10 protein-coding genes are annotated in these 12,108 nt (G+C 43.0%); 1 reads left to right on the top strand and 9 read right to left on the bottom strand.

The window, feature by feature from the left end; genetic code table 11:
* Nucleotides 1–11: 11 nt before the first annotated feature.
* The 9 genes from G633_RS0114330 to pheA all read right to left on the bottom strand — a co-directional run bounded on the left by G633_RS0114330 (nucleotide 12) and on the right by pheA (nucleotide 10,939).
* Nucleotides 12–1,652 carry an ABC-F family ATP-binding cassette domain-containing protein gene (locus tag G633_RS0114330; protein ID WP_022769046.1) on the bottom strand — a complete coding sequence of 547 codons (1,641 nt, stop codon included), beginning with the start codon at nucleotides 1,650–1,652 and terminating at the stop codon, nucleotides 12–14.
* A 45-nt stretch (nucleotides 1,653–1,697) separates the two neighbouring features.
* On the bottom strand, nucleotides 1,698–3,611 hold the full coding sequence (locus G633_RS0114325) for an EAL domain-containing protein (protein WP_026520336.1): 1,914 nt from the start codon (nucleotides 3,609–3,611) through the stop codon (nucleotides 1,698–1,700).
* 93 nt (nucleotides 3,612–3,704) lie between these two features.
* Nucleotides 3,705–4,304 carry a bifunctional phosphoserine phosphatase/homoserine phosphotransferase ThrH gene (thrH, locus tag G633_RS0114320; RefSeq protein WP_022769043.1) on the bottom strand — a complete coding sequence of 200 codons (600 nt, stop codon included), beginning with the start codon at nucleotides 4,302–4,304 and terminating at the stop codon, nucleotides 3,705–3,707.
* Nucleotides 4,305–4,382: 78 nt separating this feature from the next.
* On the bottom strand, nucleotides 4,383–5,192 hold the full coding sequence (locus G633_RS0114315) for a Cof-type HAD-IIB family hydrolase (protein ID WP_022769042.1): 810 nt from the start codon (nucleotides 5,190–5,192) through the stop codon (nucleotides 4,383–4,385).
* Nucleotide 5,193: 1 nt separating this feature from the next.
* Nucleotides 5,194–5,448 carry a hypothetical protein gene (locus G633_RS0114310; RefSeq protein WP_022769040.1) on the bottom strand — a complete coding sequence of 85 codons (255 nt, stop codon included), beginning with the start codon at nucleotides 5,446–5,448 and terminating at the stop codon, nucleotides 5,194–5,196.
* Nucleotides 5,449–5,468: 20 nt separating this feature from the next.
* Nucleotides 5,469–6,053, bottom strand: a complete 585-nt coding sequence (locus G633_RS0114305; protein ID WP_022769039.1) for a Maf family protein — start codon at nucleotides 6,051–6,053, stop codon at nucleotides 5,469–5,471.
* 25 nt (nucleotides 6,054–6,078) lie between these two features.
* Entirely contained in the window at nucleotides 6,079–8,232 is a 2,154-nt protein-coding gene (locus G633_RS0114300) for an RNA degradosome polyphosphate kinase (protein WP_026520335.1), read from the bottom strand.
* Between the two features lie 10 nt (nucleotides 8,233–8,242).
* Nucleotides 8,243–9,790, bottom strand: coding sequence for a Ppx/GppA phosphatase family protein (locus G633_RS0114295; protein WP_022769036.1), 1,548 nt, complete (start codon nucleotides 9,788–9,790; stop codon nucleotides 8,243–8,245).
* A gap of 21 nt (nucleotides 9,791–9,811) precedes the next feature.
* A complete protein-coding gene (pheA, locus tag G633_RS0114290) occupies nucleotides 9,812–10,939 on the bottom strand; it encodes a prephenate dehydratase (RefSeq protein WP_026520334.1) in 1,128 nt (375 codons plus the stop codon).
* 113 nt (nucleotides 10,940–11,052) lie between these two features.
* Between pheA and G633_RS0114285 the strand changes: the two genes are divergently transcribed.
* Entirely contained in the window at nucleotides 11,053–12,066 is a 1,014-nt protein-coding gene (locus tag G633_RS0114285; protein WP_026520333.1) for a DUF5050 domain-containing protein, read from the top strand.
* The last annotated feature ends 42 nt before the right edge of the window (nucleotides 12,067–12,108 follow it).

The following is a 12,108-nucleotide window of genomic DNA, read 5'->3' as shown; positions in this document are numbered from 1 at the left end:
TAAAGACGTAATTAGTCGTCTTCTTCCTCATCGGCAACAGTGTTATAAACTGTACGCTTTCTGGCCATCTCATCATTTTCAAGGTACTCATCATATGTGGATCTCTTATCCACAAGTGTTCCGTCCGGAAGGATCTCCATGATCCTGTTGGCTGTTGTCTGTACAACCTGGTGGTCTCTGCAGGCAAAAAGTTCAACGCCCGGGAACTTTATCATTCCGTCATTAAGTGCGGAGATTGACTCCATATCAAGGTGGTTTGTAGGCTCATCGAAGATAAGGCAGTTTGCACCGCTGATCATCATCTTTGAAAGAAGACATCTTACCTTCTCTCCTCCGGAAAGAACCTTAACCTTCTTGATTCCGTCCTCTCCCGCAAAGAGCATACGTCCAAGGAAGCCTCTTACATAAGTGGAATCCTTGATCTCAGAATAACCTGTAAGCCACTCTGTGATGTTGTAATCGTTGTCAAACTCTTTTGTATTATCCTTGGGGAAGTACGCCTGTGAAGTTGTTACGCCCCACTTGTAGGTTCCCTCATCCGGCTCAATCTCTCCCATAAGGATTTGGAAAAGAGTTGTCTTAGCCAGCTCGTTACCGCCTACAAAAGCGATCTTGTCGTCGTGCTGAACCACGAATGAGATATTATCAAGAACCTTCTCTCCGTTAATGGTCTTGGAGATTCCGTCAACAGTGAGGACTTCGTTACCGATCTCACGATCAGGTCTGAAATCAATGTAAGGATATTTTCTGCTTGAAGGCTTGATGGTATCAAGCTCGATCTTCTCAAGAGCTCTTTTTCTTGAAGTAGCCTGCTTGGATTTGGAAGCATTAGCTGAGAATCTTGCAATGAACTCTTTAAGTTCCTTGATCTGCTCTTCCTTCTTCTTGTTGGCTTCTTTCATCTGGCGGATCATGAGCTGTGAAGACTCATACCAGAAGTCATAGTTACCGGCATAGAGCTGGATCTTGCCGTAATCGATATCAGCAATGTATGTACATACCTTATTAAGGAAGTATCTGTCGTGGGATACTACAATAACGATGTTCTCATAATTGATGAGGAACTCCTCAAGCCATGCAATAGCGTCCAAATCCAGGTGGTTGGTAGGCTCGTCGAGAAGCAGGATATCGGGATTTCCGAAAAGAGCTCTCGCAAGAAGAACCTTGACCTTCTGATTACCGTCAAGCTCCTTCATAAGCTTGTAGTGGTTCTCAGTCTCAATACCAAGTCCGTTAAGAAGACTCTCGGCATCTGACTCAGCTTCCCATCCGTTCATCTCGGCAAATTCAGCCTCAAGCTCACTTGCTCTTATTCCGTCCTCATCGGAGAAATCCTCTTTGGCGTAGATTGCATCCTTCTCCTTCATTACCTCAAGAAGACGGGCATTTCCACCCATAACGGTGTCAAGAACAACGTTATCATCGTACTTAAAGTGATCCTGTTCAAGGAAAGAAAGACGCTCACCGGGAGTTATAGCGATATCTCCATTGGTGGTCTCTATCTGTCCTGACAGGATCTTAAGAAATGTAGATTTACCTGCTCCGTTGGCACCGATGATGCCATAGCAGTTACCTTCTGTGAATTTGATGTTTACATCTTCAAAAAGAGCCTTTTTACCGACTCTAAGGGTTACATTGTTTGCACTGATCATTTAATAAATCCTCATATAATAAACTTTAGCTTGCAACAGTTCGTATTATATGGGATTGCCCGGCAAATTGCAACTGCTGTATTTCTTTATAAACTCATCCATGGGAATCGGTTTGGAATAGTAATATCCCTGAAGATAGTCAGCTCCAAGCTCTGTTACTATCTTTCTCATTTTATCATCTTCTATTCCTTCACATGTGGTCTTAAATCCCATGCGTTTAAAAGTCGATATCATGCTGGGAAGAATCTCGTCAGGCTTTTTGCAATAGTCCCATACAACACTCATATCGATCTTAATATCAACAAAGGGATAGCTCTTTATTCTGGAGAGATTTGACGATCCCGTTCCGTAATCATCCAGGGCAAATTCAAATCCCTTCTCTATCATGGCCTGAACCTGTTTGTTCATTATGCTCTCATCTGCCAGGGAAACCTCGGTGATCTCAAGGTGTATCTTCTCTGGATCAACACCATACTTTTCAACTATGGAAGCGTATCTTTCCGCCAGATCTCTTTTTATGAACTGAGCAGGAGAAAGATTGACACTCACCCACTTCATTCCAATATCTGTCATATTGTAATCTGAAGCAAACTTACATGCTTTCTCAAATATCTGTTCTCCGAGAGCATTGATCCTGCCGTTTGCCTCAGCCACAGGGATAAATAAACCGGGAGGAATGATATTGCCCTTTTCATCCCTTATCCTGGCCAGTGCCTCTGCTCCGACGAGCCTTCCGCTTTTTGCTTCTATAAAGGGCTGGAAGAAAACTTCAACCTTATCATGCTCTACAGCATACTCAAGGTTCTTCTTGAGAGCAGCCTTATCTACGTATTCATTTAGTTCCTTCTCGGTTACAACTACAGTCTCTTTCAGGTCGCCCTTATCAGCCTTCTCCATGGCATCCATAAGTGTACTTAAAAGGAAATCGGATGAAGCAACTTTTCCGTTTACGAGAGCTCCGCAAAAAGCAACCTCCAAATAAATCTCCAGGTTCTCAGATACCCATGGATTCTTAAACCTCTCTCTGATAACTTCTACAGCCTTCTCCAGGGGCATTTCCTTATCGCTGACCAAAAAGAATCTTCCGTTTCTGTAATAAAATGCATCATATTCAGGGAATGCAGTTAAAAGATACTGGCTTATCAGAGTAAGTCCCTGATCCAGCTGCCTTCCGCCATAAATGTCTCTCATTTCCATATAATTATGGATAACTATACCCAAAATCTTATGTTTTAACTTTCCGTTGTTCTCTTCGAAATAATCCCTAAAGGCATTACTGTTGAAAATTTTTCCTCTCGTCTCAAGATAAAACTCCGGATTACCGAATGCCAGATATGCAGTAATTATCGCTATTAAACAGAAACTATCCATAAGCAGATATGATGGAAAGATTTTTCTGAAGATAATCCCGGCTAAAAGCACGGCATTATAAAACAGCATCGTTAGAAAATGCCTTTTTCTGATAGTATTTCTATACTTAAGTGTGACATAAACAGAAAATGCTATATAGAAATATGAAACATAATACAGCAGGAAATAATATGGCCCGTTGTGATACTGCCCTCCATCCAGGTTATAGATAAGTCCGGTCCATGGGCTTAATAAGCTGAACATAAAACCCGCGCCAAAGGGCACACAAACAAGGGCTAAAACAGCCCTGTTTGAAGCATAATTGCGTTTAAATACAATTGAAGTAAATTCGAAAAAAGCAAGAGCTCTGCAGAAAAAGAATGCAAAGTAGCAGGCATTCAAAAGATGAGCTACCGATAAGCCCACCTCTGAAATATTACTGTCGGCCCAGCTTGCAATGATATCAAAGAATAAAACTGCACTTTCAACCCACAAAAGATACAAAAATGTCCTGTTGATCTTAACCGAAAGCCTGGGTAACGAGAAATAAAACAGCAAGATTATAAATAGTACGAATAAACTATGGATTGCGTAGCCGTAATTCCACATACGGTTCCTCAATTCTTTCCTTACTGCACGTTAATAGTTAATTTAATTTTAAATAATTATTCACGCTATTACAATTGAAATAGTATTAAGACTTTATAAAACATTTTTTATTGCTGCAAGAAGATCGCTGTATTCCTCAAAAGCCTGAAGATGAGGATAATCCTCTTTTATCTTATCTGTAGTCCTGAATAAAAATCCACTCTTGGAGGCCTCGATCATAGCAAGATCGTTGTAGCTGTCTCCGCTGGCTATAGTATCATAACCGATAGACTGAAGTGCCTTAACGGTTGTGAGTTTGGAATTCTCGATTCTCATCTTAAAGCCTGTGATCTCTCCGCTTTCCGCAACCTCAAGGCTGTTGCAGAAAATAGTGGGCCATCCCAGCTTCTCCATAAGAGGAGTTGCAAACTGAGTGAAGGTATCACTTATGATGATAACCTGGGTAAGGCTTCTGAGCTCGTCCAAAAACTCTTTTGCTCCGGGAAGCGGATCTATAGTTCTTATGGTATCCTGGATCTCTTTAAGTCCAAGGCCATGCTCCTTAAGAATTCCAATACGCCATTTCATGAGCTTGTCATAGTCGGGCTCATCTCTGGTTGTTCTCTTAAGCTCCGGTATTCCGCTGGCCTGTGAAAAGGCGATCCAAATCTCAGGTACCAGTACTCCTTCAAGGTCAAGACAAACTATATTCATGGCAAAATCCTCTTTTCTTCATTTTTTACAAAACCTCGTTTAGTTTAGCACATTAAAGTGATGCAGACAACACTAAATTTATATCGCACCAAGAATAAACTCTGCAAGGCCGTCGTGGTCGTTGTCAAACCTTGTCACCACATCAGCAGACTCTTTTACAAGATCCGTTCCGTTTATCATGGCGATTCCGCATCCGGCCGCCTCGATCATGGAGATATCATTCTGCTCATCACCTGCTGCGTAGGTATTCTTTTCGTCAACCCCGAGGATACCGGCGAGTCTTTTAACTGCACTGCCCTTTCCGGCCTCTGAAGGGAATATCTCCATATAATTTGGATTTGAATACAAAAGAGTAAGCCTATCCCCTACCATTTCCTGAAGTGCCAGCCTAAACCTCTCCTGTTTTTCTCTGTCATGAAGCTCAATTGCTATCATCTTTGAAGGTGGCTGCTTCAAATAGGACATTACATCGTCAGTGACGATAAGCGGAGTCTTGATGACCCTTCTGTAGTACTGCATGCACTCGTTATCGTGCCTTGATACAATGTGATCTTCATTGTAGGTATGACAGTGCATATCATACTCCTCTGCAAGATCAAGGATGCTCTCCACAAGCTCCAGCGGAACTCCGGTCTTATATACGTATTTCTGTTCATCTACGCTGTATATCTCAGTTCCATTTGATCCGCACAGAAAGCTCCCTTTAAAATCAAGTCCCAGTCCATCGTAAACTGCTTTTGCGCTGTCTATCGCCCTTCCTGTATTTATACAAAAATAATGCCCTGAATCAGTGAATCTCTTCAGGGCATCTAAAGTATTCGGAGTAATCTTTTTTTCTGAATTAAGAAGTGTTCCATCCAGATCAAAAAAGAATATCTTTTTGTCCATTTTATCCCTCAACTATTAAGTATCTTCCGTCTCCGATATCAAACACCTCATCAGCATCAAGAACATTACCGCCCTCTGTATCGACGCCGGATTCCTCGAAGTATTCTTCTACCTCTTCAACTCCTTCAACAACTACAGCCATGCAGTCTTCAAGAAAAGCTTCAGCCTCTTCCTCATTAGATGCTACATCCTCAGGAAACAGCTGCCCCTGGTTTTCAAGAAAACATCTGATTACAGCTTCGTCATACTCATGCATAAACTTTTCCTCCATACCTCTCATAATAGTCCATGTTCTTTGAGTTCTTTGTAAAGCCTTGCCACAGGAAGTCCCATAACATTGTAATAATCACCCTTGATACCGGTTATGAATCTTGCAAAAAGCCCCTGTATCCCATAGGCTCCTGCCTTGTCATCGCACTCGCCGCTGTCAACATACCACTGAATTTCATCAGCGGACATTGATGCCACATCCACATCTGTGCACTCCGAAAAGGTAAAGCTCTTTAGCAGTCCTTTTTCATTCCAGAAGACGCTGACTCCGGTATAAACGCTGTGTGCCTTGCCCGAAAGCATTTCAACCATTTTGTAAGCATCGCTTCTGTCTGACGGTTTACCGAGTATCTTATGATTATATGATACAACGGTGTCTGCGCCGATTACAACAAGTGTGTCCTCTTCATTCGTAAAAGTTTTGTTAAATATTTCTTCGGCCTTCTGAAAAGAGAGTTCCTCAACAATCTCAGACGGAAGCTCTTTGGTCATTACCTCTTCTGAAACTGCAGGGATTATCTCAAATTCCGGTATGATTTTCGAAAGAAGTTCCTTTCTTCTTGGCGATCCGGAAGCCAGTATATATCTCATTGTTATAAATTCCCCTATCTGTTTATTATGCTTTTGGATTCATCTCCGGTATAAAGACTCTGCTACTGCCGGGATCATGCCTTTCAACCGCCTCCACAGCTTCTTTTCCAAATACCATCTGAGAGTTGACTCTCTCTGTGCCCTCAAGTTTCCTTTCTGACATCTTCTCATATACACCCTTGCTGTTCATGATGTGAGCCTTCTCTGTGTCCTTAAGTTCAACATCAAGAATATGCCAGAGTTTCTCCTTAAGTCCCGGATCCTCTACAGGGAAAAGAATCTCAACCCTTCGCTCAAGGTTTCTGGGCATCCAGTCAGCACTTGAAGCGTACATCTCAGGACTTCCGCCGTTTTCAAAATAGAATATCCTGCTGTGCTCAAGGAAGTTTCCGACTATGGATCTGACGGTGATATTCTCGCTCACTCCCTCTACGCCTGCTCTAAGACAGCATATACCTCTTACTATGAGATCAACCTTAACACCTACGCTGCTGGCTCTGTAAAGCTCTGCAATGACGTCTTTGTGGCAGATGGCATTCATCTTGGCAACTATCCTTGCCCTCTCGCCCATACGTGCATGCTCTTCTTCTCTCTTAATGAGATCAATGATCCTGTCCTTGAGCCAGAGAGGCGCGATGGCAAGCCTGTTCCATCCAAGTGGCTCGCTATAACCGGAGAGCATGTTAAATACAGCCGTTGCATCCTCACCAAATGCCGGAGCACAGGTAAAGAGACCAACGTCAGTGTACTGCTTGGCTGTCGAGTCGTTGTAGTTACCGGTTCCAAGGTGGACGTATCTCTTTATACCATCCTCTTCACGTCTTACAACAAGAGTTATCTTACAGTGAGTCTTAAGTCCAACAAGACCATATATTACATGGCATCCGGCTTTCTCAAGCATCTTGGCCCAGACGATGTTGTTCTCTTCATCGAACCTTGCCTTTAGCTCAACTAAAACCGTTACCTGCTTGCCGTTATCGGCAGCCTTTGCAAGGGCTGCAATAATGGGAGAATTACCGCTGACTCTGTAAAGCGTCTGCTTGATGGCAAGAACATCCGGATCCACAGCTGCCATCTCAACAAACTTAACCACATTCTCAAAGGTCTGATATGGATGATGCATAAGGATATCGCCCTTTGAGATCACATCAAAGATGTTCTCTCCCGTCTCAAATTCCGGAACGCTCTGAGGAGGATAATAGCTGTGTTCCTTGAGATCATCAAAGCCCTCGAGCTTGTACATCTTCATAAGGAAGGTCAGGTCGATCGGGCCTTCGATGCTGTAAATCTCGTTATCTTCCACTTCAAGTTCTGAAGTTATCTTTTTAAGAAGCTTTTTATCTATACCCTTTTCAACTTCAAGTCTGATGGCCTGACCCCACTGACGACGCTTGATCTGTTTCTCGATCTCTTTTAAAAGATCTTCCGCCTCGTCCTCATCGATAGAAAGGTCGGCATTTCTTCCGACTCTGTAAGCTGAGCAGGTGATAACATCATAGTTTAAAAAGAGCTTGTGCATGTTGCGAAGAATAATCTTCTCAAGAAGAATGACCTTCCTTGGCTTGTCACTGTCATCTCCCTCAGGAATCTCAATGATTCTTGGAAGCACGTCAGGAACCTGAACCGTTGCAAAGTCAATCTCATCGCTTTTCTCCTTCTTTTTAAGAAGAGCTGCGATATTTAAAGACTTGTTCCTGATAAGTGGGAACGGTCTTGAAGAATCCACTGCCATCGGTGTAAGAACCGGGTACACATATTCATCGAAGTATCTGTCGACAAACTCAGTCTCCCTGGAAGTAAGGTCCTTATCTCCCGCTACCTCAAGTCCCTTTTCCAGCAAAAGAGGCTTAAGCTGAGTGTTGTAGATGTCATATTGCTTATCCACAAAGCTGTGAACCTGCTCCAAGACCTTCTCAAGCTGTTCTCTTGCAGTCATGCCGGCGATGTCAGGCTTTTTGTAACCGGCGTTTATCATGTCTTTTAATGAAGCTACCCTGACCATGAAAAACTCATCCAGATTGCTGGCAGAGATAGAGAGGAACTTAAGTCTCTCAAATAGCGGATTGGATGTATCCTCAGCCTCGGAAAGCACTCTTGCGTTGAATTGCAGCCAGCTGAGCTCTCTGTTTATATACAGTTTCGGATCTTCAAAATTGATGGATGACTTGTCTTTTGCCATATGCTATTCCTCACATCATTTTCTTTTGTTTGATGACCGGCATTATGCCAAATACTTCTTCAAAGAAGGCTGCTCTGTTGGTAAACAGGCCCTTCTCCAAGGTGATGTCCGCCCTTGTATCAATGTTGATGATAAGCTGTTTGTCTTTTATGCTGACCTTAATGTCCTTGAACTTCTGCTTGTGTGTCCTGTCAAGGCCGTTGGCAACACGAAGGATTGCCGTGAGCTTGGCAACCACAAGGTATTCCTCCTGTGAAAGGCCCTCGAGATAAGGACTCTTACTGCCGAAGTAGTCGAATTCTTCGTGATTGTACCTTACAACGTTGGCCACAATGGTCCTCTCCTTGTGAGAAAGACCTATGATCTCCGTTGACATGATGATGTTGTAGGAGCAGTCTCCGAGGTTGACCATACTGATGTATTTACCGCAGTCATGGAGCATTGTTGCAACCTGCAAAAGAAGGCGCTCTCTTTTTCCAAGTCCGTGGAACTTCTTGGTGTTGTCAAATATCGCCAGCGCAATCTGCTGCAGAGTCTCTCTTCTTGACTTACTTCCCATATATCTCTTGGAGATGTTCTGAGCGCAGGAAATGATATCATGTTCAAAATCGTGGGGCGACTTGATAAAGTTCTTTTTCTCAGCGTATTCATAGGCGATGCCATCACATAAAGTAACGCCCGGAGCCCATAGGTTCTCGGCATTGGTGATATCCATGATGCACTTTATAAGGATAGCGGAAACATACAGGAGAGATACGTTCTCTTCAGGGATATCGAGTTTCTTGGCTACCTGCCTTGCGTTGATATCCGCTGCATTCTCAAGTACCTGTCTGTACTCCTCATTAGACGCATAACCTATGACCTTGCCTTCACTCTTAAACTTTCTGAGTACAGGTGATACATAGTCGTCGATAATTATCAGGTTTTCAACTCTTCTGTCTTTTAAATACATCTTGGAAAAGACAGCGAGCTGAGAATTTACAAGTTCAGAAATAAGTTCGGGATACTCTCTTCTTGTGGCATGCACTGTCTGCATGACAGCATTAAGTCTTAATACACCGGTCTTAAGGTTCTGGGTTGCGATAAGAGCATCCTTCTCAAACAGCGATATCTGAATACTTCCGCCGCCAATATCGATGATTGCAGTAGGTTTTTTGATAACCTCCTGGAACTGTTCATTCTTAAGAGCGATGGACTTATAATCAAGAAATCTCTGTTCAGAGTTACTCAGTACATCGATATGCAGATGGGTTCTCTGCCTGATGAGCTCCTGAAGGATCACGATATCTCTGGTCTCTCTGATGGCGCTGGTTCCGTAGGCCTTGTAGTGAGTTGCCCCGTACTCCTTCATTTTCTGGCGAAACTCAGAGAGAATCCTTATCAGCTCATCAACATGGCTACTGCTGATACTTCCCTTGGCATAAGTTTCTGTTCCAAGATCCATGCGATGTCTTACGTGATCAAGCTCCCTTACTCCGTTCTTGTCGGAGAGCTCAAAGATCTTCATTGCCATTTCATATGAGCCAACATCAATTGCTGCAAAAACTTCACCGGTCATATTCGCTCCTTAAAATGCTAATTAGTAATTTCCAAGAATCTTCATCATCTTCGCTTCTTCTCTAAGGCCTCTTAGAGCGTTCTTAACAGAACTGTCCTCAAGATTTCCGTCGAAGTCGATAAAGAATCTGTACTCCCAGTTTCTGTCCTCAATGGGCCTTGACTCTATCTTGGTCATGTTAAGGCCGTTGTAGATAAAGTGTGACATGATGTGGTACAAAGATCCTGCCTCATGAGGAATCTCAAGACACAGGCTGATCTTGCCTGCACCCTTAAGGAACACCTTTTGATTGGTAACAACTATAAATCTTGTGGAATTGGACTCCGCCTGATTTATAGCCTCTTTTATAATTTCAAGACCATAAATCTCTCCGGCCCTCTTACTTGCTATGGCCGCCTGGGTCTTGTCTTTATCCTCAGAGACCTTCCTTGCTGCAAAGGCGTTGTTCTTCATGCTTATCTGCTTGATATCACTGTGTTCTGCAAGGAACCTTGATGACTGCATCAGTGACTGGGGATGTGAGTAAACAGTCTGTATGTCCTCAAGCTTTGCTCCTGGAACGCCTAAAAGACAATGCTTTATGTCAATTATCTGCTCTCCCACAATATAATTCTCATACTCAGTAAGAAGGTCGTATACTTCACTGACAATGCCAGCTGTGGAATTTTCTATAGGAAGAACCGCGTAATCAGCGCTTCCATCCTCCAGTGCTCCGAAGGCATCTCTGAAGGTATCCACATGAAAGCTGTTTACACTCTCTCCGAAAAATCTGATGGTAGCTTCTTCAGAATATGCTCCCTCTGCCCCCTGGTAGCAAACTCTCCTGGCAGAATCCAAAAGAGAATCGATCTGAATAAAGGGGAGTCGCAGCGATGCACCTTTTTCAGAGAGCTTCTGATACTGAAGCTTTCTTGACATAGACATTATCTGAGAAAAGAGTTCTTCCACCCCGATACTGTTAAACTCTGAATGGGTAAGGCTCTTGACTGTCTTTATCTTCTCAAGCTCCCTCTCCCTGTCATAGACTTTTTTGCCGTTTTCTATCTTGTAATCCGCAATTGCAGAAGAGACTTCCATCCTCTTTTCATATAGCTCAACTAAAGAAGAATCTATCTCATCAATCTGTTTTCTAAGGTCCTTTAAATCCAAGTGTCTGCTCCTCCACGTACTTTTTCCATTATTTTACATGATTAATGATATAACAAATTACTTCTTGATAGCAAGAAGACACTCGCTATATAATAAAAAGCGGAGGGAAAAGAATGAATAAGAAATTTGCACTGTTTTTCATACTGATGCTTCTGGTCATAACCGGTGCTCTTACTCTCTATTTCATTGATAAACATGTCCCTATGAGTCCCACCGATTCAGGTAATATTCCCGGCAACATGCAAAACGGCGGTCTGTTTTTTGAAATGGACGGCAAAGTATATTTTTCAAATGCATATGACGATGGATGCCTTTATTCCATGAATGTTGATGAGTCCAAGCCCAAGCGCCTTACCAGCATGGGATGTAAATATATCAGCGGTGCTAACGGATATCTTTATTTCTATATGGATTCCACCAGCAAATCCTCCAAGGTCACAGGTCTTGGCGCAGCTTCCAAACAGTACGGTATCTACAGATGCAAGACTTCCGGCCGCGATCAGGTTTGCCTTGTCAGAGATTTCTGTGGCGAGACCCAGCTCTGCGGAGAATACCTCTACTATCAGATCAAGGATGCCAATGGCGGAACTCTTCACAAGATCAAGTGCAACAAGAAAGATAACACCCAGGTGGCGGATGAGCTCATCTCTCCTATGTGTTACGACAACGGCATTATCTATTACACCGGCGTTAGCAATGATCATGATATTCACGCTCTCCATACAAAGGACGGCGATATTACCACTCCTGTTATAAGTGGTTTTGATTTCTTCCCTGTAGTCAAGGACGGATACCTTTATTACCTCAACGGAACCTCCAACTACAGCCTCTGGAGAACCAATCTCACAAACGGCGAGCAGCAGCTGGTTACTTCAGACAGATGCGATTGTTTCACTATTGATAACAATCATATTTACTATTCCTATTCAAATGCCATGAATCCTTCTCTTCGCAGATGCGATCTGGACGGTGGCAATAAAGTTGTTCTCTTCGAAGGCGTTGTCAACAGCATTAATGTGACAAGCCGTTATGTATATTTCAAAGTATTTGGTGACGACAATACTTACTTTCACATTCCTGTAGATCTGTCGGCTCCCGCGTCGGCATTTACAGTCATAGCGAATTAATGAATTAAGCGCGTATTCTATTTCAGGATACGCGCTTACATT

Origin of the sequence: Butyrivibrio sp. FCS006, from assembly GCF_000424525.1 — a bacterium.
Lineage (GTDB): Bacteria > Bacillota > Clostridia > Lachnospirales > Lachnospiraceae > Butyrivibrio.
Note: the sequence above shows the minus strand (reverse complement) of the source record. Positions and strands in the feature narration are given on the sequence as shown.